The organism is Methylomicrobium sp. Wu6 (genome assembly GCF_035916875.1).
Lineage (GTDB): Bacteria > Pseudomonadota > Gammaproteobacteria > Methylococcales > Methylomonadaceae > Methylomicrobium.
This window is the reverse complement of the sequence record NZ_JAXUHN010000089.1, coordinates 1-22,936: the sequence shown is the minus strand read 5'-3', so window position 1 is coordinate 22,936 and position 22,936 is coordinate 1. Positions and strand designations below refer to the sequence as shown.

18 protein-coding genes and 2 tRNA genes are annotated in these 22,936 nt (G+C 54.8%); 13 read left to right on the top strand and 7 right to left on the bottom strand.

What is annotated here, in order from left to right; all coding sequences use genetic code 11:
* Nucleotide 1: 1 nt before the first annotated feature.
* The gene (gene queA / locus U2W12_RS15385) at nt 2-1,027 is read right to left on the bottom strand and encodes a tRNA preQ1(34) S-adenosylmethionine ribosyltransferase-isomerase QueA (RefSeq protein WP_326501577.1); all 1,026 of its coding nucleotides are present in this window, start codon (nt 1,025-1,027) and stop codon (nt 2-4) included.
* Nucleotides 1,028-1,113: 86 nt separating this feature from the next.
* On the opposite strand from queA, the gene U2W12_RS15380 reads away from it, so the two are divergent.
* From U2W12_RS15380 to U2W12_RS15370, 3 genes are all read left to right on the top strand, one after another.
* Nucleotides 1,114-1,200: transfer RNA gene (locus U2W12_RS15380), tRNA-Leu, on the top strand.
* A 417-nt stretch (nt 1,201-1,617) separates the two neighbouring features.
* Entirely contained in the window at nt 1,618-3,057 is a 1,440-nt protein-coding gene (locus U2W12_RS15375; protein ID WP_326501576.1) for a hypothetical protein, read from the top strand.
* Nucleotides 3,058-3,131: 74 nt separating this feature from the next.
* A complete protein-coding gene (locus U2W12_RS15370; RefSeq protein ID WP_326501575.1) occupies nt 3,132-3,983 on the top strand; it encodes a radical SAM protein in 852 nt (283 codons plus the stop codon).
* On the opposite strand, the gene U2W12_RS15365 is transcribed toward U2W12_RS15370, so the two are convergent.
* On the bottom strand, nt 3,973-6,078 hold the full coding sequence (locus tag U2W12_RS15365; RefSeq protein ID WP_326501574.1) for an EAL domain-containing protein: 2,106 nt from the start codon (nt 6,076-6,078) through the stop codon (nt 3,973-3,975). The two genes, U2W12_RS15370 and U2W12_RS15365, sit on opposite strands and share 11 nt — an antisense overlap.
* Nucleotides 6,071-9,571, bottom strand: coding sequence for a PAS domain S-box protein (locus tag U2W12_RS15360; protein ID WP_326501573.1), 3,501 nt, complete (start codon nt 9,569-9,571; stop codon nt 6,071-6,073). Before U2W12_RS15360 ends, U2W12_RS15365 begins: the two co-directional genes overlap by 8 nt.
* A 245-nt stretch (nt 9,572-9,816) precedes the next feature.
* Here U2W12_RS15360 and U2W12_RS15355 point away from each other — a divergent pair.
* From U2W12_RS15355 to clpX, 4 genes are all read left to right on the top strand, one after another.
* Nucleotides 9,817-9,901 (top strand) — tRNA-Leu (locus U2W12_RS15355).
* Nucleotides 9,902-10,000: 99 nt separating this feature from the next.
* Nucleotides 10,001-11,302, top strand: coding sequence for a trigger factor (gene tig / locus U2W12_RS15350; protein WP_326501572.1), 1,302 nt, complete (start codon nt 10,001-10,003; stop codon nt 11,300-11,302).
* Between the two features lie 6 nt (nt 11,303-11,308).
* Nucleotides 11,309-11,941: an ATP-dependent Clp endopeptidase proteolytic subunit ClpP gene (gene clpP / locus U2W12_RS15345; RefSeq protein ID WP_326501571.1), complete on the top strand. Its 633-nt coding sequence runs from the start codon at nt 11,309-11,311 to the stop codon at nt 11,939-11,941.
* A 98-nt stretch (nt 11,942-12,039) separates the two neighbouring features.
* Complete coding sequence (gene clpX / locus U2W12_RS15340) at nt 12,040-13,314, top strand: ATP-dependent Clp protease ATP-binding subunit ClpX (RefSeq protein ID WP_326501570.1); 1,275 nt, start codon at nt 12,040-12,042, stop codon at nt 13,312-13,314.
* Nucleotides 13,315-13,450: 136 nt separating this feature from the next.
* Here the strand turns inward: clpX and lysS are convergent, their stop codons facing one another.
* The 4 genes from lysS to prfB all read right to left on the bottom strand — a co-directional run bounded on the left by lysS (nt 13,451) and on the right by prfB (nt 16,946).
* Nucleotides 13,451-14,950: a lysine--tRNA ligase gene (lysS, locus tag U2W12_RS15335; RefSeq protein WP_326501569.1), complete on the bottom strand. Its 1,500-nt coding sequence runs from the start codon at nt 14,948-14,950 to the stop codon at nt 13,451-13,453.
* A gap of 22 nt (nt 14,951-14,972) precedes the next feature.
* Nucleotides 14,973-15,443, bottom strand: coding sequence for a hypothetical protein (locus U2W12_RS15330; RefSeq protein ID WP_326501568.1), 471 nt, complete (start codon nt 15,441-15,443; stop codon nt 14,973-14,975).
* The gene (locus U2W12_RS15325; protein ID WP_326501567.1) at nt 15,422-15,838 is read right to left on the bottom strand and encodes a DNA-binding protein; all 417 of its coding nucleotides are present in this window, start codon (nt 15,836-15,838) and stop codon (nt 15,422-15,424) included. Before U2W12_RS15325 ends, U2W12_RS15330 begins: the two co-directional genes overlap by 22 nt.
* A gap of 9 nt (nt 15,839-15,847) precedes the next feature.
* A protein-coding gene (gene prfB / locus U2W12_RS15320) for a peptide chain release factor 2 (RefSeq protein WP_326501566.1) occupies nt 15,848-16,946 on the bottom strand; the annotation gives its coding sequence in 2 pieces (ribosomal slippage) (nt 15,848-16,870 and nt 16,872-16,946; 1,098 coding nt in all).
* Between the two features lie 239 nt (nt 16,947-17,185).
* On the opposite strand from prfB, the gene U2W12_RS15315 reads away from it, so the two are divergent.
* From U2W12_RS15315 to U2W12_RS15290, 6 genes are all read left to right on the top strand, one after another.
* Nucleotides 17,186-18,463, top strand: a complete 1,278-nt coding sequence (locus U2W12_RS15315; protein WP_326501565.1) for a formylmethanofuran dehydrogenase subunit B — start codon at nt 17,186-17,188, stop codon at nt 18,461-18,463.
* Nucleotides 18,457-20,124 carry a formylmethanofuran dehydrogenase subunit A gene (locus U2W12_RS15310; RefSeq protein WP_326501564.1) on the top strand — a complete coding sequence of 556 codons (1,668 nt, stop codon included), beginning with the start codon at nt 18,457-18,459 and terminating at the stop codon, nt 20,122-20,124. The genes U2W12_RS15315 and U2W12_RS15310 overlap by 7 nt, the downstream gene beginning before the upstream one ends.
* The gene (gene fhcD / locus U2W12_RS15305; protein ID WP_326501563.1) at nt 20,121-21,017 is read left to right on the top strand and encodes a formylmethanofuran--tetrahydromethanopterin N-formyltransferase; all 897 of its coding nucleotides are present in this window, start codon (nt 20,121-20,123) and stop codon (nt 21,015-21,017) included. Before U2W12_RS15310 ends, fhcD begins: the two co-directional genes overlap by 4 nt.
* Nucleotides 21,014-21,826, top strand: a complete 813-nt coding sequence (locus U2W12_RS15300; RefSeq protein WP_326501562.1) for a formylmethanofuran dehydrogenase subunit C — start codon at nt 21,014-21,016, stop codon at nt 21,824-21,826. Before fhcD ends, U2W12_RS15300 begins: the two co-directional genes overlap by 4 nt.
* Nucleotides 21,827-21,938: 112 nt before the next feature.
* Nucleotides 21,939-22,169: a DUF433 domain-containing protein gene (locus U2W12_RS15295; RefSeq protein WP_326501561.1), complete on the top strand. Its 231-nt coding sequence runs from the start codon at nt 21,939-21,941 to the stop codon at nt 22,167-22,169.
* Nucleotides 22,170-22,385: 216 nt separating this feature from the next.
* Entirely contained in the window at nt 22,386-22,841 is a 456-nt protein-coding gene (locus U2W12_RS15290) for a hypothetical protein (protein WP_326501560.1), read from the top strand.
* Nucleotides 22,842-22,936 lie beyond the last annotated feature (95 nt).

The window sequence follows — 22,936 nt, the reverse complement described above, 5'->3', positions numbered from 1 at the left end:
ATTAAGTTCTCGCCAAAAACATCGCATCACCGTAACTGAAAAAACGGTACGACTGCTCGATCGCGTGCCGATAAGCCTCCATGATCCGCTCATATCCCGCAAAAGCCGACACCAGCATCAACAGAGTCGATTCGGGCAAATGGAAGTTGGTCAATAGCGCATCGATGGTGTTGAAACGGTAACCTGGCGTAATAAACAGAGTCGTATCGCCGCAACAGGCTTCCAGTTGCCCGCTTCGGCTTGCCGATTCCAACGCCCTGACCGCGGTCGTACCGATCGCGATGACCCGGCCGCCACGCTCCCGCGCCTGACGAACCGCCGTCACAGTTTCGGAAGAAACCGAGAAAAACTCGCGGTGCATCACATGGTCGGCTAGATTTTCGGCGCGAACCGGCTGAAACGTACCGCTGCCGACATGCAGAGTCACGAAGGCCGTTGCCGCGCCTTTCGCCGCGATGTTTGTCATCGTCTCCAGATCGAAATGCAGGCCGGCGGTCGGCGCGGCTACAGCGCCCGGCTGTTTCGCAAAAACCGTTTGATAGCGGCTTAAATCTTCCTTTTCATCAGTCCGGCCGATATACGGCGGCAACGGCACATGGCCGATTTGTTCGAGCAATTCAGGTAACGGCAGTACCGAATCAAATTCGAGCTCGAACAGATCATTTACCCGGCTTAAAATCCGGCATGTATGCGCGAGGTCCAGTTCGATCATCGTACCGGGCTTTGGCGATTTGCTGGCTCTCACATGCGCGATCGCATGATATTCATCTTGAACGCGTTCGACCAGAATTTCAACCTTGCCGCCCGTCGCTTTTTTGCCGAACAGTCGGGCTGGAATTACGCGGGTATCGTTGAATACCAGCAAGTCGCGCGCGTCGATCAGATCGATCAAATCGGTAAACAGCCGGTCATGGGGCTGCCAGTCGGGCGCCTGCATGCACAACAGCCGACTCGCCCGTCGCTCGGGTAAAGGGTGCTGGGCAATCAGGTTTTCGGGCAGGTGATAAAAGAAATCGCTTTTCTTCATAAATGTCAGTCGCAAGTCTCGTGGGCGTCTATTTTAAGAAACTGCTTGCTAAATTGAAAATGATTTGCGTATAATATCGCTTCTTTGCCGGGGTGGCGGAACTGGTAGACGCGCCGGATTCAAAATCCGGTGATGGTGACATCGTGTCGGTTCGATTCCGACCCTCGGTACCAGATTATGGTTCTGAGCCGTGCAAAGAACTACAAAAACCCGCAAGTCATTTGGCTTCGCGGGTTTTTTTATGCCCAATGAAATGCGAAAGCTTCCGGCGCTCAATCAGATTCAATAGCTCTTGCGTCTTTTTTGCGCAAGGCGGTGTGTCGTAAAAAGCCGAAAAACCTTTTCGATTGGCCTGTAATGAATACTCCGCGCGATCTCCCTGGTCAAAGCTCACCAAGCCATTGATGCGTTCCATAAATGTATGGTATACAGGAAGGATTTATCATCCAATAGAGGCTGCCGATGAAATGACGGACGACAGAGTGTAATCGCTTAACGGACACTTTTATCGGCGTGTAGGGTTGAAGAATAACAAATAAATGCAACCAAACCACTGCACATGAACGCTCATTAACATTGAGGAGACAGTTATGCAAGAATTCTTACCCATCATAAAGGCCACTTTACTAGAGTGGGCTCAACTGACACTTGCCAATCCGTTGTATGCGGCGGCATTGGTAATTGCTACCGGCGTGCTGGCGGCGATCGTTAGCAGCGTCAAACGCATTCCGCTGAAAAGAAAGGCGGCCGCCAGTGAAAAGGCATGCACTGAATTATCGAATAAGCTTTCGCTTGCCCAACAACAGGCAGTCGAACTGCAAGAGCAACTGGCGCAACGCAACCAACAGATTTCCGGCACGCTTCAGGCGTTGGCCGCCAGTTTCGATCTGGGCCTGCCTGTGGGCGAAGACTTGCAGGCGGACGATCTATGGCGACAACATGACAGGGCGATCGCTGAAATGACCGCCCGTTTGCGCGCCGAACAACAGGCTAAAGTCGAGTTTCAGCAAGCCTATCAGACCGAGACCGGCAAGCTTGCTGAAAAAGAAACGCTACTCGAATCCTTGCAAAACACATTGGCCGAGAAAATCCTGCAGATATCCGGTCTGGAACAACAGGTTGCCGAAATTCTCGAACAACATGCCGTCAAATCGGCGCGGCTTGTGGAGCTGGAACAACAAACCTTGGAGTGGCTCAAGACCAGGCAACAATTGGAAGCGTTGGAAGAAAAGCTGAATGTGAAGGAAGCCGAGTTTAGCCAACTGCAAATACAGGCAGAAGCCCAAAAAGAAGCCGAGTTAATCGAGCCGCAGATCCATGCGGAACTTGCCAAGGAATCAGGGTTGATCCAGCCGCAAATACCTGTGGAAATCGAGCAAGCCATTGCGCAATCGCCGCCGGCGGTTGAGGTGGCGATGGAAGCGCAGGACATTCAACAAACGATAATATTGCCTGACTGGGAAAGCGAGCCGGAAGCCGCTGTCGCGCCGGAAGTGCTGCAACCCGGCAAGGCGGTGAGCAAATCGAGCGGAGTCGGGGGCTTATTTAAAAATCTGTTCGGCAAGTCCAAGTCGGAGCCGGCCGCAACCGTGGCGGAAAAGGCCCAAATTCCGTCCACCAAGGTGGAAATTCAGCCTGAAGCGATTGCCGAAGAACAAGCCTCGGTCAGTTTTGCCCAAGGCCAGATCGGAAAAATCAAGAGTCTGATCGGCAAGTCCAAGCCGGACACCCAAGCTATAGATGCTAAAGAGGCTGAAGTCGCGGAAACGCCGCAAGCCGCCATTCAATCCGAGCACTCGGATGACGGCGAGCGCTCTGCCGGTTCTGCGCAAAGCCAGTACGGCAAAATCAAAAGCCTGTTGGGTTTATCCAGACAAGAAACTGCGATTGCGGAAGCGGAAGCCGAAGAATCCGTACAGGCGGAGGAGACCACTGCCGCGTCTGAAGCGGCGAACGCCGGCGAGCCTTCGGTCAGTGTTGCCAAAAGCCCGATAGGAAAAATCAAAAATTTGTTTGGCAAGGCTAAATGACTATATGGCTGCGCGGGTTCGGCCGGGATTAACCCCACTTTCCTTTTGCAAAGTTTCAGCAACAACGCCAAGCCATGACTTCACAGCTTACCGCCGCCGATCACCGCCGGGATAGCGCCGGATTGACCTATATTTACCCGGTTTTATCCCGGCGTGCGGGCGGGTTGTCGATCGGCGTCAATTTGAATACGAACAATGCTTGCAATTGGCAGTGCATTTATTGTCAGGTGCCGAATCTGACAATCGGCGCAGCGCCGGAACCGGATTTTGCATTGCTCGAAGCCGAATTGCGCGGATTTTTGGAACAAGTCCAGTCGGGCGATTTTTACCGGCGCTTTCAGGTTCCAGAAGCGCAACGGATGATCAAGGACATTGCGATCTCGGGGAACGGAGAACCGACCAGCGCGCCGCGCTTTGTCGAAGTGGTCGAACTGATCGGCAATATCGCGACCGCCAGGGGCGTGTTTCCCGGCAGTCGCTTTGTATTGATCACGAATGGCAGCCTGGTGCATCAGCCCAAAGTTCGGGAAGGCTTGAAAATGCTGAATCAATTCGGCGGCGAAGTCTGGTTTAAACTGGACAGCGCGACAGATACGGGCAGGCGGTTGATCAATAACGCGGGACAAAGCATCGAAGCGAGCCTGAATAACCTGATTTTGGCGGCGAACTATTGCCGAACCAAGGTGCAAATCTGTTTGGTGGACATTGATCGTCAGGGCTTCATCGAGCAGGAAAGGCGTGCCTTGTTGGATGCGTTGATGACCGCCAAGCAAAAAAACCGTGTATCCGAGATCCTGCTATACACGATAGCCAGGCCGTCCTTGCAACCCGAGGCGGGACGGCTCGGTAAAATGCCTGAGACGGTCATGCAGTCCTTTGCGGATGAACTCCGTTTGTCGGGTTTCGATGTTTCGATCAGTCTGTAAGCTGATCGCGGATTGTGCTGCTATGTGCGCAAAATCGTTCCGCCTCCGCCGCCGTCAGAGGTTTGGCAAAGTGGTAGCCCTGCCCATAACGGCATCCCCAGGCTAGAAGCCGCTCGGCTTGTTCGGCGGTTTCGATGCCTTCGGCCACGACTTCTTTTCCCAACTCGCCCGTCAATGACAGAATCGCTCGCACAATCGCGCTCTTCTCGCTGGCCGGGTCGGTAATTGGCTGAACAAAACTACGATCGATTTTGACGACATCGATCGGCGAGTGTTGCAGCATGTTAAAGGAAGAGTAGCCGGTGCCGAAATCGTCGAGGTGCAGTTGTACGCCAAGTTCGTCGAGTTCCGCAAGAATGCGCGCGGCAGTCGCCTGATCCGCGATCACATCCTCCGAAACTTCCAGGCATAGGCAGCGCGCCTCGAGCCCGCTTGATGCCAGGGCGCGCGTAATTTGCTTCCTTAGCAGCGGATGCAGAAACTGCGTTTGCGACAGGTTTACCGCGATCGTCAGCGCGGTGTTTGCCGGCGCTTGTTGCTGCCAGGCCCGAAGCTGTTGGCAGGACTCCGTCAATAGCCATTCGGTGATTTTGGTCATAAGGCCCATCTCTTCCGCCAGTGCCAAAAAATCGGCGGGCGCCAACAGTCCGCGCTCGGGATGTTGCCAGCGCAGCAGCGCCTCGAAACCATTTAGACAACCGTTTGCTAGCGATACGATAGGTTGATAATAAATACGGAATTCCTTGCGCTCGATCGTCCGGCGCAGGTCGGTTTCCAGTTGCAGCAGTCGCAGGGCGCGTTCATGCAGGGCTGTATCGAATACGCTGAAACGGCCGCGTCCCTCCGCTTTGGCCTGGTACAGCGCGGCATCGGCGTCGCGTAATATTTCTTCCGCCCGTTCATAGCGCGGCCCGCTCAAGGCGATGCCGATACTGGCCGAAGTAAACACATCCTGCCCGTCGACCAGGATGGCTTCGGTTATCTTGCTCAGGATGCGGTTAGCGACATGAAGTGCGCCCAAAATGTCACCGATGCAACTGAGCAGAATCACAAACTCATCGCCGCCTAGGCGGGCGAGGGTGTCTTCTCCGCGCAAGTCCTCGCCGAGACGTTGGGCCGCGGCTAACAATACCTTATCGCCGAACAAATGGCCGAGGCTGTCGTTGATGATTTTGAACCGGTCCAGGTCGATGAATAGCACCGCAAAGCAATAATTCGGGCGCCTTTTGGTAAGCTCAAAGGCGACTGCGAGGCGGTCCGAGAACAGCGTCCGATTGGGCAGTCCGGTCAGGGCATCATGCGTGGCGAGGTGGCGTAATTTTTCTTCCACACATTTGCGCGCACTGATGTCGCGGAAAATGATCACCACGCCGATCACTTTTTCGTCTTCATCTCGGATCGGGGCGGCGCTGTCATCGACAGGAATATCCTGGCCATCCCGGTTTATCAACACGGTGTCGGGCGCCATTTCGATGATCAGATTATCATCCAGCACTCGTTCGACCAGGCTGTCCGCCTTAGCGCGCGTATTCACATGAACGAGTCGCAGCACTTCCGTAAACGGCCGGCCCAGCGCCTCGTTTTGCGACCAGCCGGTCAAGGCTTCCGCCACCCGGTTCGTAAAGGTGATCGCGCCGTTCACATCGGTGGCGATGACGCCGTCGCCGATACTCTTCAGTGTCGTACTGAGCCAGCGCTCCATCTGTTTGAGCTGAAGCTCCACCTTGTGCCGGTATAGGGCGATGTCGATCGCGATTTGAAGTTCGCGTTCTTCGAACGGCTTCAGCACATAACCATAAGGCTCGGTGATTTTCGCGCGGGTGAGTGTTGCCTCATCCGAATGCGCGGTCAGAAATACTACCGGTTGCCGGTCGCGCCGCCGGATTTCCTCGGCCGCAGTGATGCCGTCCATGGAGTCGTTCAGGTGGATGTCCATCAGCACCAGATCCGGCCGTAGCTCTCCGATCAGTTCCAGCGCGGATTCGGCCGAGGTTACGAATATCGGCACGTCGTAGTCCAGCTTGATCAGCGTCCGTTGAATATCCTGGGCAATAATGACTTCGTCCTCGATCACCAAAATGCGCGCTTTACACATGATTAACCTTCTTTACCGGGATGACGATGGAGAAAACGGCATGCGGCTGACGCTGAACCGTCATGCGGCCATTTAATTGCAGAACGAAAGATTGCACAAGGTGAAGTCCCATTGATGATGGTTTGTCGATTTCCACGCCGTCCGGGATGCCGCAGCCGTTGTCGCCGACTTCCAGAGTCAGATCGTCCGCCTCTGTGCTCGTCAGTATGACTCGGAGCTCGCCGGCGGGAGCGGCCGGAGGGTCTCTAAAGGCGTGCTTGAAACCGTTGGCGACCAGTTCGCTGATGATCAGGCCGAGCGGTACTGCGCGCTCTATATCCAGTTCGATGTCGGCGATTTCGATTCTAAACCGGATCGCTGCGGGGGAATGGCTATAAGACCTACGGATGTAATTGACCAGGCTGGAGATATATTCCGGCATATTGATGTTGGCCAGGCCGCTCGATTGATAGAGCTGCTCGTGTACCAGCGCCATCGAGCGGACCCGTCGCTGGCTTTCCATAAACAACTCGCGGGCGGCGGGATCGGCCAGTGTATCGGCCTGAAGGCGGAGCAGGCTGGCGATCACCTGCAGATTGTTTTTAACCCGATGGTGAATCTCCTTTAGCAAAACCTCTTTTTCATGCAGGGAAGTTGCAATACGCGCTTCATCCAATTTGCGTTCGGTGATATCGCGGGCTATTGCATAAAACCCGTAGCCTGGAGCCGGCTGGGAAGTCCAGCCCAGCCATTTGTAAAAGCCGTCCTTACAGCGGTAACGATTCTCATAGCGGATGGTTGGCTCGCCTCGTGCGAGTTTTTCCATCTCCGCCAGCGTGGATGGCAGATCGTCCGGATGGACGAAGTTCAGCAGCGGACGGTTTGACAATTCCGCGAGAGAGTAGTCCAGCGTCGTTTCGAAGGCGGTATTCACGCGGCGGAGACGGCCGTCCGCCCCGACAATGCAGATCAAATCCGCCGACATTGTGAAGAACTGGTCGGTTTCGGCTTCGGCGCGATGGCGTTCGGCCAATTCCTTGATCAGGCGAACATTGGCGGTTTCGAGCTCCCGGGTGCGGCAGGCGACCCGTTCTTCGAGTTCCGAGTTGATCCGCAGAATTTTTTCTTCCGCCTGTTTCCTTTCGGTGATGTCTTGGGTCACTTTGGCGAAACCGCGCAACTTGCCCGCCGAATCGCGCAGCGCGGTCAGAATCACGTTGGCCCAATAATGGGAGCCGTCCTTTCTGACCCGCAAGGCTTCCTCTACATATCGCCCTTCGCGGGTAGCCTCCTCCAATTCGAGTGCAGGCTTCTTCGCGGCGGCGTCTTGTTCGGTGTAAAATAGCGAAAAATGTCGGCCGATGATTTCGCCGGCTTCATAGCCGGTGATACGTTCGGAGCCGACATTCCAGCTGATGATGCGGCCTTTGGGGTCAAGCATGAAAATGGCATAGTCCTGGACGCCTTCCACCATCAGCCGGAACCGTTCCTCGCTTTCGCGCGACGCTGCCTCGGCGCGCTTGCGCTCGGTGATATCGACGATCGCCGCAAGCACGAACGGCCCTTCATCGGTTCTGAGCGGATTCAGGCCGATTTCGACCGGAACTTCGGAACCGTCCTTGCGCCGCCCGAATAGCTCGCGCCCGTGGCCCATCCGACGCGCTTCCGGCGCGCAGAAAAACGCCTTGCGTTGTGGGGGGTGTTTGGCGCGGAAATGTTCGGGCAGCAGAATCTCGACCGTTTGGCCGAGCAGTTCGTTGCGTTCATAGCCGAACAAATGCTCGGTTTGGGCATTGACGAGCACAATCTCGCCCTCGCCGTCGATCATGACCATACCTGTCGGTGCGCACTCGATCGCGGCTCGAAAACGCGCCTCGAGGCGTTTACGGTCGTGAATGTTGCGGCTGACGGTGGCCCAGCCGGTGATTGCGCCGCTCGTATCGCGCAGATTGAAAACGTTATAGAGCATCCAGATCGCCTCGCCGGTTTGGAAATGCCGGAAGCGAATTTCGACTTCTGCGTGGCCTTCGCGCACCACCCGCGGAAAAAACTCTTCGGTGATGAACGTTTGATCCTCGGGAAAGAAGAAATCCTGAACCTGGACCGCGTTGGCGGCGGTAAGGCTTTCGAAACCGACCAAACGCAGGCCGGCGGGATTCACATAGAACGGGTTAAAATCCTTGTCGCACATGCCGATGAATTCGGTGCTGCCGTTGGCGAGCGCGACGAACCGGCTGCGGTCTTCCTCGGTGCGCTTGCGCTCGGTGATATCGACAAAGGTGATCAGCAGCATACTGCCTTCGCGGGTTTCAAGCGGATTCAGATCCATCTCGACCGGAAACTCCGAGTCGTCTTGGCGCACGCAGGACAATTCGTGACCTGGGGGCGTTGTGTGTATTTGAGGGCCCGCGGCGAAGGCGTCCCGAAGCCAGTCACGGCGGCCGCTCAGTCGATGCTTAATCCGTGTTTCGATAGGAAGTCCCAGCAACTGGCCGGCTGCAAAGCCAAGCAATGTCTCGGCCCGATGATTTGCCAACCTGATGCGGCCGTCCACACCGGCCATCAGCACGCCGTTCGGCGAGGCGTCAACAAGCAGGCGGAAACGCTCCTCGCTTTCGCGCAACGCGGCAAAGGTGGCCTCTCGCCCGGCGTCGGCCCGGTTAAGCAGGCCTGCGGTCCAGTAAATCAGAGCGCTGAAGACGATAATATAAAGCGTTGTAAATAGTGCCCAGCCAAAATCGGCGCCATATATGCCGGCATGCAGGTTTGCCAATTGCAGCCGGCCAACCGCAAAAGGAAATAAAATGGCTGCAGGAAGCAGTCGCCGCGCCATCAGGCTGCCTGCCAGCGGAGAAGTCAACCGGGACAGGAAAGGCTCCGGGCGCGCAGACAAAATCCCCAATGCCAGCATGAACAACAACACAGCGGTATGCATCGCAATGGAAGCATACGGCTCGATTCGATACAGCGCCGAGACGCCGTAGGCATAGCCCACCAGCGCCAACAGACAAATCAATAGAATTTGCAAAGCCAGGAGAGAGGCGAGCCAGACTCGGTTGAGATCCATAGCCATCAACGAGATACCTGACAGTAATAGGCAGAAGGCCGTGCTCGGCGAGGGGCGTCCGGGATAAAGTCCGCCTTCCGCCAATACCGAGTCGCGGAAAAGCCACGGGTCGAGGTCAGAATTGATATCGGCCTCATATTCCAGCAGAATGAGGCCGCCTATCAGCGCGACCAGTGCCGAACAACTCAATCCGAGTCTTCGCTGAAGTAAACCGTTTTCATTCCGATGCAGCAGCCAAAGCGCGGCGCCGGCCAAAAGCAGGCCTATTGCCGTTAATGGCTTCATCGTCGCCCAGCCAGGCAAAATCGCCTTTAATGCCGCCACATCCCAAATCCAGCCGCCGAGAACCAACAGGCTGATCAGCATCACGAATAAAGCCGACCAGGGGCTAAACCCTCCGAGCGACGAGGCAAGGTGACGAGAAAAACGGCTGGGAAAATACGGCATAAACTAAATGGCGGTTGGCTAAAGCGGCCGGTTTAAAACACGGGATTAATTTTAGGTTAGAGTCGGTTCAGTATAATTTAATAATAAAGAAATATTTTGTATAAGTGGAAAAAGGCCGGCAATGCCGGAAAAACCGCCCCTCGAATTATAGACAAGCAAATAAAACGTCAGCATAAAGAGCATTTAAGCGAATATAATTGGTCATGAATGAAAGTCTCTGTTAAAATGATATGTTCATTATATGTGCGAATGTGGCGGAACTGGTAGACGCGCTGGATTTAGGTTCCAGTAGGGTAGCCTGTGAGAGTTCGAGTCTCTCCATTCGCACCATGATTCAATTAAGAAGCAGGCGTTCCAGGCCGGCTTTTCCGTTCCTAAGCCGCAAGGCGCTCTTAAAAATACATATTCCAAACAATTTGAGGTAAAGAAATGCAGGTTTCTGTCGAAAAGACATCAGAATTAAGCAGAAAAATGATTGTCAGCGTGCCTGAAGAAGTCATTCAGGAGAAAGTAGCCGCGCGTTTAAAGTCATTATCCAAGAATGTTAAAATCGATGGTTTTCGGCCCGGCAAGGCCCCTCAGCAAGTGATAAACAAGTTATACGGCGAGCGGGTGCGCGGCGAAGTGACCGGCGATCTGATCCAAAGCACTTATTTTGAAGCCCTGTCCAAAGAGCAACTCAGGCCGGCCGGCTACCCCAACATTCATTCGGCCGATGAGAGCGAAGGCTTTAAATACACCGCCGAATTCGAAGTGTATCCCGAAATTTCGCTGGACGGCGTCAACGGCATGGAAGTTAAACGTCCGGTCGCCGAAGTGACCGAGAGCGATGTCGATGCGATGATCGAAAAGCTGCGGGTACGGCAGAAAACTTGGCAAACCGTCGAGCGCGCATCACAGGCTCAAGATCGCATCACGATCACGTTTGCCGGCAGCGTCGATGGCGAAAACTTTACCGACGGCACGGTCGAGAATTATCTGGTTGAGATCGGCGCCAATCAAATGATTCCCGGCTTCGAAGACAACCTGATCGGCTTGGTGGCAGGCGCGAAAACCACGTTTACCGCGACCTTCCCGGAAAACTACGGCAAGGACACGCTTGCCGGCAAAGCGGCCGAATTTGAAGTCGAGGTGATCAAGGTCGAAGAATCGGCGTTGCCGGAAATCGATGCGGACTTCATCAAAAAGCACGGCATCGAGGACGGCGACACGGCGGCTTTCCGCGACGATATCCGCAACACGATGGAGCGCCAACTGGCGCAAGCCTTGGCGGCCCGCCTGAAAAATTCGGTGATGGATGCGCTGTATGGAGCGGTTTCTGTCTCGATTCCGAATGCGTTGATCGACGGCGAAATCGAGAATCTGATGGCGCCGTACAAGGAAAACGCCAAGAAAAGAAAAGTCAAATTCGAGGAACTGGATCTGCCGAAAGATTTGTTCGAAGAGCAAGCCAAGCGCCGCGTTGCAGTCGGCCTGATTCTGGCAGAAGTGATCGACCAGGGCGAAATCAAGCTGGACGATGCCCGCGTCCGCAACACGATCGAAGAGATGGCGCAAAACTATGAACGCCCTCAGGATGTGATCAGTTGGTATTATGCGGACGAGAAAAGACTGGACGACGTCAAGAACATGGTGCTGGAAGATCAGGCCGTGGACTGGCTCGTCGCAAAAGCGAAGATTCAGGACGAAAGCCTGAGCTTTTACGATTTGATGGATAACCAAACACGGTAATACAACATGTTCAAGCAACAGATGATCAATCCGGCGATGACGATAGAAGCGGCGGGCGGCTTGGTGCCGATCGTCGTCGAACAGACCGCGCGTGGCGAACGCTCTTTCGACATTTATTCTCGATTGCTCAAGGAGCGCGTGATTTTTCTGGTCGGCCAGGTCGAAGACTACATGGCCAATCTGGTCGTCGCGCAGCTGCTGTTTCTGGAGTCGGAAAACCCGGACAAGGACATTCATCTGTATATCAACTCGCCGGGCGGTTCGGTGACCGCCGGCATGTCGATCTATGACACGATGCAATTCATCAAGCCCGACGTCAGCACGATGTGCATCGGCCAGGCCGCGAGCATGGGCGCTTTGCTGTTGACCGGCGGCGCGCAAGGCAAGCGCTACTGCCTGCCGCATTCCCGAATGATGATACATCAACCGCTCGGCGGCTTTCAGGGCCAGGCGTCGGATATAGCGATTCATGCACAGGAGATTCTGGCCGTGCGCGATAGGCTGAATAAAATCATGGCGCATCACACCGGCCAGCCGATCGAAAAGATTCGGGTCGACACCGATCGGGATAATTTTATGAGCGCCGACGAGGCGGTCAATTATGGTTTGGTCGACAAGGTTTTGTCGAGTCGGCTTTAAAGGCCATAGAAATTTGTTTTTTTTTCGAAGGTTTGGGGATATTCTTTGTCCAAGAGAAAAAATAATCTCTCCACTTTTGGATAAGTTCAGGTATTGATATGAGTAATGACAAAAGGGGCAAAGACGAGGACAAGCTGCTGTACTGTTCTTTTTGCGGGAAGAGTCAGCACGAAGTCCGCAAGCTGATCGCGGGCCCTTCCGTGTATGTTTGCGACGAATGCGTCGAACTTTGCAACGACATCATCAAGGACGAATTGCAGGAAGAATCCTCTTCCTTTAAAAACGGCCATCTGCCGAAGCCGAAAGAAATCAGGAAGGAACTTGATGCTTATGTGATTGGACAGGACCGCGCAAAAAAGATTTTGGCGGTCGCAGTTTACAATCATTACAAACGGCTCAGAAATAAAACCAAAAAAGACGGCGTCGAATTGGGCAAAAGCAATATTTTGCTGATCGGCCCGACCGGTTCCGGTAAGACTTTGCTCGCCGAAACGCTGGCTCGATTGCTGGATGTGCCGTTCACGATAGCCGATGCGACGACATTGACCGAAGCCGGCTATGTCGGCGAAGATGTCGAAAACATCATCCTGAAAATTTTGCAAAAATGCGATTACGATGTCGAAAAGGCCGAAAACGGCATCGTATATATCGATGAAATCGACAAGATTTCACGCAAATCGGACAATCCGTCGATCACTCGCGACGTGTCCGGCGAAGGCGTGCAGCAGGCGCTGTTGAAACTGATCGAAGGCACGGTCGCTTCGGTGCCTCCGCAAGGCGGGCGCAAGCATCCGCAGCAGGAGTTTTTGCAGGTCAATACCGCGAATATCCTGTTCATCGTCGGCGGTGCGTTTGCGGGGCTCGACCGTGTCATCAAGGCGCGCTCCGAAAAAGGCGGCATCGGTTTCTCGGCCGAAGTCAAATCGAAGGACGAGAAGAAAAATGTCGGCGAAGTATTTTCCGAGGTAGAAGCCGAGGATTTGATCAAATACGGTCTGATTCCGGAATTTGTCGGCCGTCTGCCGGTCGTCGCGACGCTCGAAGAACTCGACGAGGATGCGTTGGTGCAGATTTTGACCGAGCCGAAAAATGCCTTGGTCAAGCAATATCAACACCTGTTCGAGATGGAAGGCGCCGAACTCGAATTCCGCCCCGAATCGCTACGTGCGATCGCGCGTAAATCGATGGAGCGCAAAACCGGCGCGCGTGGGCTCAGAACGATCGTCGAAAATGTGTTGTTGAACACAATGTACGATTTGCCTTCGGAAGAAGATATTTGCAAAGTCGTGATCGACGAAAACGTGATTCGCGGCGAATCCGAACCGATCCTGGTCTACAAGTCGGATCAAAAAAAGGCTTCCTCGGAAGTTTGAGTATAAAAAAGGAGCTTAATAGCTCCTTTTTTATGTCCGCCGTAGGGTGCGCATTTATACCCCATGAGGGTTACCGCGCACCACTCTAATTACGTAAAGGAAAGGCGCGCAATACCCTGAAGGGCATAATGCGTACCTACTGATGCTTCGCGCGTAGGTGCGGAAACAGCAACACGTCGCGGATCGACGGCGCATCCGCGAACAGCATCACCAGCCGGTCGATGCCGATGCCTTCGCCCGCGGTCGGCGGCATGCCGTGTTCGAGCGCGACGATGTAGTCCGCATCGAAATGCATCGCTTCGTCATCGCCCGCTTCCTTTTCCTCGACCTGTTTCTGGAAGCGCGCGGCCTGATCTTCCGCATCGTTCAACTCGGTAAAGCCGTTCGCGATTTCGCGCCCGCCGACGAAGAATTCGAAACGATCGGTAATGAACGGATCCTGGTCGTTTCGGCGCGCGAGCGGCGACACCTCGACCGGATAAGCGGTGATGAAGGTCGGGTTCATCAGCCGGCTTTCGACCGTTTTTTCGAAAATCTCGATCTGCAATTTGCCGAGGCCGTAACCGTCCTTGACCGGCAAATTCAGCTTTTTACAGACAGCGATCGCGCCGTCGCGGTTGTCGATGTCGGCCGCGGCCAGATCCGGATTGAAGCGCAGGATCGATTCGAACACGGTCATCCTTTCGAACGGCTTGCCGAAATCGTAGTCTTCGCCCTGATAGGTGATCACCGTCCGACCGACGACTTCCTCGGCCAGGCCGCGCAGCATCGCTTCGGTCAGATCCATCAGATCGCCGTACTCGGCATAGGCCTGATAGAATTCGAGCATCGTGAATTCCGGATTGTGCCGGGTCGAGAGACCTTCGTTACGGAAATTGCGGTTGATCTCGAAAACCCGCTCGAAGCCGCCGACGACCAGGCGTTTCAAATACAGTTCCGGCGCGATCCTGAGGAACAGCTGCATGTCCAGCGCATTGTGATGGGTCACGAACGGCCGCGCGGTCGCGCCGCCCGGAATCGCCTGCATCATCGGCGTCTCGACTTCGAGGAACTCGCGTTTGATCAAAAAATCGCGGATATAGGCGACGACGCGCGAGCGCAGCAAAAACGTATTGCGCGACGATTCGCTCATGATCAGGTCCAGATAACGCTGGCGGTACTTGATTTCCTGATCGGCGATGCCGTGGAATTTTTCCGGCAGAGGGCGCAGTGATTTGGTCAATAGGCGAATGTCGTCGACCTTCACGCTGAGCTCGCCCGCATTGGTCTTGAACAGCGCGCCTTCCGCGCCGACGATGTCGCCGATGTCCCATTTCTTGAACTGCTCGTTGTAGAAATCGCCGGGTAGCGCATCGCGGGTCACATACAGCTGGATTTGACCGGACATGTCCTGAATGTGGCAAAAGCTTGCCTTGCCCATGATCCGCCGGGTCATGATCCTTCCTGCGACCTTCACGCGCAGCGGACTTTCTTCGAGTTCTTCCTTCGATTTTTCGCCGTATTCGGCCAGCACTTCGCCGGCCACCACGTTGCGCCGAAAATCGGTCGGAAACGCGATGCCGCTTTCGCGCAGCGCGTTCAATTTGGCGCGGCGGAGGCGAATTAATTCTTGTTCGTCTTGTTCAATTTCTGCCATGGCTATTATGGTATTTTGTTTATTATGGGCTTAGCGGAAGGATCGTATTCTCCGTTGCTTTGTTGGGTGTAACATCTCCAAACAACTTCCAGTCCATTCGATAAAGATACATATCTTCAATATAAACCCCTCCTAGATTATTCTTGCCAAGTCTATTGTTTCCAAGCGTAGCGTTTCCTAATGGACTGCTTTTTATTGCCTCAACAATGCGGTTATGGGTATCGCTTACACTAATATCGTGTAGTGCAATCACGTCTTCATCAGGCTTTGCAGATTCATTGATATCGTCAATACGCCTGTAATAGTTTCTAGGGCCTTCACTTTCAACGAGCGGTGAAACTATCGTAAGTTTCCATGTCTTATCTTCTGCATCCAATATCCAAAAAGCGGCTTGCACTTTTGAATCAGTTTCATCTAATCGTTCTATTAAAGCTTCACCTGCTAAAAGCATCTGTTCAGAAAACCATTGGGTTATAAATATCTCTTTAGCCACGGCAGTATTCCTGATTCGTTGTCGGTAATTGCAGTAAAAAGATCATGAGCTTGTTGCTTTAAAATGGCAAATTTATAGCGAGATTCTTCTGACCATTCAATAGAAATTGCCCAGTTTAATTTAAACTCTTTATTTTGTTTTTCTTGCTCGGATAATTCTTGCTTTAAACCAGCCGTAATAACCAAATTAGCAAGATTGTGCGTGTAACTATCAGTGGCAAGTTTTTTATCTGGAAAATCAAATTCTTTAACTTGTTTGGCAATACACGCTTTCAATGTGCATTCCAGCGCGTAGCCTGCCAGATAGTAGGCGCCTTCATAACAATCCGCAGTTAAAAGGATTTCTGCCTCTTTAACTCTGATGGCGGCTATATTTTCAAGTTCAGTTTTATTCATGACGACTGCTTACAAACCGCTCTTCAGGCTCGCCTCGATAAACATGTCGAGCCCTCCGTCGAGCACCGCCTGCGGATTGCCGGTTTCGACGCCGGTGCGGAGATCCTTGATGCGCGATTGATCGAGCACATAGGAGCGAATCTGGCTGCCCCAGCCGATGTCCGATTTGCTGTCCTCGAGCGCCTGTTGGGTTTCGCTGCGCTTCATCATTTCGAGTTCGTACAGCTTGGCCTTCAGTTGCTTCATCGCGGTATCCTTGTTTTTGTGCTGCGAGCGGTCGCTCTGGCATTGCACGACGGTGCCGGTCGGGTTGTGCGTGATCCGCACCGCCGATTCGGTCCGGTTGATGTGTTGACCGCCGGCGCCCGAAGCGCGGTAAACGTCGATACGCAAATCGGCCGGATTGATGTCGATCGCGATGTTGTCGTCGACTTCGGGGGAGACGAAGACAGACGCAAACGAGGTGTGGCGGCGGTTGCCGGAGTCGAACGGAGACTTCCGCACCAGGCGGTGTACGCCCGTCTCGGTGCGCAGCCATCCGAAGGCATATTCGCCTTCGAACTTGATCGTCGCGCTCTTGATGCCGGCCACATCGCCCGGCGATTCTTCGATCAGCTCGACCTTGAAGCCCTTGCTTTCGCCCCAGCGCAGATACATCCGTTCGATCATCGACGCCCAGTCCTGCGCCTCGGTGCCGCCGGAACCGGACTGAATGTCCAAAAACGCATTGCTCGCGTCCATTTCACCCGAGAACATGCGCCGGAATTCGAGCTTCGCCACCTGGCTCTCCAGGTGTTCGAGATCGCTCGCGACCGTGCAGACCGTATCCTCGTCGTCTTCATCGACCGCCATCGCGAGCAGTTCTTCGGCGTCGCTGAGTCCTGAGGTCATTTCGTTGATCGTATTGACGACCAATTCGAGTTGGCCGCGCTCCTTGCCGAGGCCTTGCGCCAGTTCCGGGTTATCCCAGATCTTTGGGTTTTCGAGTTCTCTCAGGACCTCGACCAGGCGTTCGCTCTTGATGTCGAAGTCAAAGATACCCCCTAAGCGACTCGGTGCGCTCTCTGAGGTCGGCGATTTTGTATTTGATCGGATTGATTTCTTGCATGGGCTGAAACAGAAAGACCGTCGTTCCGCGATGGTTTGCGGTAAACCTGCGCGGATAAATTGATGAAAACCATTGATTATAGCGCATATCAAGTTCAGTTACATGAACAACTTACACTGGTCACGCATGCCATTATCGAGACAGTCACGGCGAATTAGGGTTAAAATAGCGGCAAAATCACGGGTATCGGGTATGTAGTCGAACCCGGCCATCTCATACATAATCAGAAGGACAGCTTGATGACTGAAATAACTGAAGTACCGAGTCCTTTTTGCGGCATCGGCACGGATGACCTGACGGTTCAGGTGGACGGCCTGGCGCTGAAAGTGACAGCGAACGGTTGCGCGGTGAACACGCCCGCGTTCGAACAGGCTATCACCGATACTTCTCCTCGGGTTGAAGGCAAGGAGGTCAGTCTGGAGGTGGCCGCGAAAAAGGCGGCGGCCTTGCTGAAGGATACCAAGCTGCCGGTGATCGGCGGCTGCGCGACCGACGTAAACGGCATGCGCGCGCTGTTGGCGCTGGCCGATCGTGTTGGCGCGGTCATCGACAACATGAACTTCGGTTTTGCCCGCAATAACTTTTTGACCTTGCAGGACTCGGGCTGGATCAACACCACCTTGGCCGAAGTCAAAAACCGCTGCGATCTGCTGCTGGTCGTCGGCACCGACCTGGAAGCCTTCGCGCCGCGTTTCTTCGAGCGTTATATTTGGAACAAGGAAGCGATGTTCGTCGACGACACCGCGAGCCGTCAGGTCATCTATCTCGGCAAGGCGCCGTCGGGCAGCGCCTCGACTTCGCCGAACGGCCGGGCCGCAAAGGTTTTGACCTGCGCCGATGCGGATTTGCCGGAAGTGATCGCGGTCCTGCGCGCGCTGGTCAAGGGCAATGTCATTCAGGCCGAAGCGGTCGCCGGCATCGCGATCGCCGATCTGCAAGCCATCGCCGAGCAATTGAAGGTCGCGCGTTACAGCGTCGTGACCTGGGCAGCAGGTGCGTTGGCGTTCCGTCAGGCCGAACTGACCGTGCAGACCTTGTCCGAAATGATCAAGGACATCAACGACATGAATACCCGCTGCTCCGGCCTGCCACTCGGCGGCAAGGAAGGCGACCAGACCGCCAACCAGGTCTGCGGCTGGACCACCGGCTTCCCGGCGCGCACCCGTTTCTCGCGCGGCTATCCCGAATACGACCCTTTCTTGAACGACGCGAATGCGCTGATCGCGAACGGCGAGGCCGACGCGCTGGTCTGGGTGCAGGCATTCAACGCGAAAGCGGTGCTGCCTACGAACCATGTTCCGACGATCGTGATCGGCCGCGCCGGTATGACGTTTGCCAAAGAACCCGACGTGTTCATCCCGGTAGGTACGCCCGGTATCGATCATGCGGGCCATGCCTACCGGATGGACAACGTAGTTGCGATCCGGCTGAAAAAATTGCGCGACTCCGGCCTGCCGAGCACGGCCGACGCGCTCCATGCGATTGAAAACGCCCTACGCGAGATGACTGTATGCTAATAAAACTCACTGGTGGAACCGTCTATGATCCTGCCGCCGGCGTCGACGGCAAGAAGCAGGACATTTACATTCAGGACGGGCGTATCGTCAAGAAACCGGCCAATGATGTGAAGCCCGAAAAGGAATATGACCTGAAAGGCAAGGTCGTGATGTCCGGCGCGATCGACATGCATACGCATATCGGCGGCGGCAAGGGCAACATCGCGCGGACACTGCTGCCGGAAGATCACCGTCAGGACCCGGTCGCACGCACCGAATGTACACGCTCCGGCTGTGGCCATGCGATGCCGAGCACCTTCGTGACCGGTTACCGCTATGCCGAGATGGGCTACACGGCCGGCTTCGAGCCTGCGGTGCTGCCGGTTAACGCGCGCCAGGCGCATATGGAAATGGCCGACATTCCGATTCTGGACAAGGGCGGCTATGCGATGCTCGGCAGCGACGATTATCTGCTGCGCCTCTTGACCGCCAAGAAAGATCAGAAAGCGATCAATGACTACGTCGCCTGGACCATACAGGCCGCCAAGGCGATTGGCGTCAAGGTGGTCAATCCGGGCGGCATCAATGCGTTCAAGTTCAACCAGCGCAAGCTCGACCTTGACGAACAAAACAGTCATTACGGCGTCACTCCGCGGCAGATTCTGCAAGCGCTGGCGACCGCGGTCAAGGAACTCGGCGTCAAGCATCCTCTGCACGTGCACGGCTGCAATCTCGGCGTGCCCGGCAATGTGCAAACCACGCTCGATACGATCGAAGGGATCGGCGGCCTGCCGATGCATTTGACGCACATCCAGTTCCACAGCTACGGCACCGAAGGCGACTTCAAGTTTTCCTCCGGCGCGGCGAAGATCGCCGAAGCGGTCAACAAGCACAAGAACATCACGATCGACGTCGGCCAGATCCTGTTCGGGCAGACCGTCACCGCGTCCGGCGACAACATGCGCCAGCACGCGAACCACAAGTTCGCGAACCCTAACAAATGGGTCACGATGGACATCGAGTGCGACGCCGGCTGCGGCATCGTGCCGTTCAAATATCGTGACCAGAATTTCGTGAATGCGCTGCAATGGGCGATCGGCCTCGAAACCTTCCTGCTGGTCGACGATCCGTGGCGGATCTTCCTGACCACCGACCATCCGAACGGCGCGCCGTTCACCAGCTATCCGCATCTGATCCGGCTGCTGATGGACAAGAGTTTCCGGAATGACATGCTGGCGACGATCCATCCCGAGGCGCAAAAAATGACCACGCTGGCCTCGATCGACCGCGAATATTCCCTGCAGGAAATCGCGATCATGACCCGTGCCGGCGCGGCCAAGCTGATCGGTTTGCAAGGCCGTGGCGGCCTGAGCCCCGGCAACTGGGCCGACGTTACGGTCTATACCGACAACGCGGACCGCGAAAAGATGTTCGAGAAACCAGACTATGTGTTCAAGGACGGCGATCTGGTCGTGCAGGACGGCAAGGTGATCCACAGCAAATGGGGCACCACCCATGTCGTGAAGCCCGATTTCGATCCGTCGGTCGAAAAAGGCCTGAAGGACTATTTCGACCGCTATCTGACGATGAAACTCGGCAACTTTAAAATCAGCGACGATGAAATAACCGAAGACGGACGCGGCAGTATCACCGTGCATCCGCTGCAAGGAGGAAAGGCATGATTATCAACGGCGTAACGATAGACGCAACCTTCGCCGAAGCATTTCCGATGAAGGCGACGCGGGCGATCATCACCGCGCAGAACGAAAAATGGGCGATGATTTCCGCGCAGGCGATGACCGGTTTCGCGACTTCGGTGATTGCCTGCGGCTGCGAGGCGGGCATCGAGCGGGTGCTCGATCCGTCCGAAACACCGGACGGCCGCCCTGGCGTCTCGATCATGATTTTCGCGATGGGCGGCAAGGGCCTGGCGAAACAACTCGAAACCCGAGCCGGCCAGTGTGTGCTGACCTCGCCGACTTCGGCCTTGTTCGCCGGCATCGACGGCGGCAAGCCGATTCCGCTCGGCAAAAACCTGCGCTATTTCGGCGACGGCTTTCAAGTCGCGAAAGTGATCGGCGGCAAGCGTTACTGGCGTATTCCGGTGATGGACGGCGAGTTTCTGACCGAAGCGACCACCTCGCAAGTCGATGCGGTCGGCGGCGGCAACTTCCTGGTGTTGGCCGAATCGCAGCCACAGGCGCTGGTCGCCTGCGAAGCCGCGATCGAGGCGATGCGCAAGGTGCCGAATGTGATCATGCCGTTCCCCGGCGGCGTCGTGCGCTCCGGCTCGAAAGTCGGCTCCAAATACAAAGCCCTGGGGGCTTCGACCAACGATGCGTTCTGCCCTACCTTGAAAGGCATGACGAAGACCGAACTGTCGCCGGAAATCGAGTCGGTGATGGAAATCGTGATTGACGGGCTGACCAAGGGAGACATCGACAAGGCGATGCGCGCCGGCATCCAGGCCGTCTGCGGCCTCGGCGCCGCCAACGGCATCAAACGCATCAGCGCCGGCAACTACGGCGGCAAACTCGGACCGTTTCACTTTCATTTGCAGGAGATCATGGCATGAGCGCGCTCACCTTTACGCTGAAACACCGCCCCGACCAGAGCGTCGACCTGTCGCCGCTCGTCAGCCATAACCTTGAAGGCAAGGAACATCGCGAGATCGCCGCGCTCGAACTGCAATCCGGCAAGGCGAAACTGCGCGTCGATGCGCTGTTCACCCTTTCCGGCAACGATCCGCATAACATCGTGATCAAGAATAGCTTCGGCAAGCTCGATTTCATCGGCAAGGACCTTCACGGCGGCAGCATCCGCGTCGAAGGTGACGCCGGCGCTTATCTCGGCCTGGGCATGAAGTCCGGCAGCATCCGGGTCACCGGCAATGCCGGCCTCTATGCCGCCTGCGAAATGAAAAAAGGCACGCTCGAAATCGACGGCAACGCCGGCGACTTTCTCGGCGGCGCGCTGCCCGGCAACAAAATGGGCATGAAAGGCGGCCTGATCCTGGTCAAAGGCAACGTCGGCGAACGCGCCGGCGACCACATGCGCCGCGGCACGATCCTGATCGAAGGCAACGTCGGCGACTACTGCGGCTCCCGGATGACCGCCGGCACGATCGCGGTGATGGGCCAAACCGGCCGCTATGCCGGCTACGCGATGCGCCGAGGCACATTGCTATTGTGGAATCAACCGCAGCTTCCGGCCAGTTTTAACGATTGCGGCGCGCATACATTGGGATTCTTGCCGCTGTTGTTTGCTTCGTTCAAAAGCCTGAATTCGCGCTTTGCGGATGCGGCGGTTGGGTTTAACCGTGTGCGGCGTTATGCGGGGGATATGGCGGAAATGGGGCGTGGCGAGGTATTGGTTAAATTGTAGCTTTGTAGGTCGGGCACGCTTTTTGTGCCCGACATTTTGATGCCTAAACGTTGGTCAACGATGAAGCTGTTGCCCGATCTACCCGGCTGATAAACTGTTGGAGCTGAATCACATGAAAATCTTGTCCCGAATTACTTGTAATTCACAAGTCATGGGCGGTAAGCCTTGTATTCGGGGCATGCGTGTGACTGTAGGAACCCTCGTTGGTTTAGTCGCGTCAAGGTACACGGATCAACAAATTCTTGTGCTCTATCCCTATCTTGAACCGGAGGATATCCGGGCGGCCTTGGCCTACGCCGCCTGGCGCTCGGAAGAAGTCGAGTTGCCGATCCTTGTCGCGTGAGGTTTGTAGGTAGGACGTGCTTTTTTGTGCCCGACTTTTCAATGCTCAAACGTTGGGTAACACTGAAGCTGTTGCCCGACCCGGCTGTAACGACCCGAAAAAAATCACGCCCGCACTGCCTACAGCGTTTTTAAATGTTTTTGAGGGTAGAACTGTTAGAAGAGCGAAGGTTAAATTTTAAAAAAAACTATACTCATGATTGAATAAGGCAAGAAAATGGAGACCAGAAGGAAATTATTACACTACCGAAAAGCCCAATTTTTCAGACCAGTTGAAAATGCTTCATTGCAAAAATTAGTTGAAGAAGCGTTAAGAAAACTCAAAAGTGTAGGAGACCGCTTCAATACGGTTGAGGAAAAGACCAAGGATGAAAATGAGGATAGCGGTTATCGCCGATTCATCAATACTCATCGAAGCCGAATGGGAATGGAGTTCGGCAATTTGGTTTTATATGCGGACGGTGTCAATAAACAAACATTAACTATAGATGATAAAGCCGACGAGGTAGATGTTGAGCAAATAGCTCCTCCACAAACTCCAGATGGGCGTCGACGGGAATTCCTTGAATCTATTCTATATTACGGTATCAAAGATAATCATGTTGTTTTATTGCAATCGATGGCATTAAGGAGCCGAGAATTTGAAACCTATAAGTGTCTCGCAGAAAGTTGATTGGCGTTAAACTAAAAGCTTTTTAGAACCAGCAGGAAACAGAGTTGGCAAGGGTTGCCCGATTAGAACTATCAGAAAACGATGACGCATGTTTG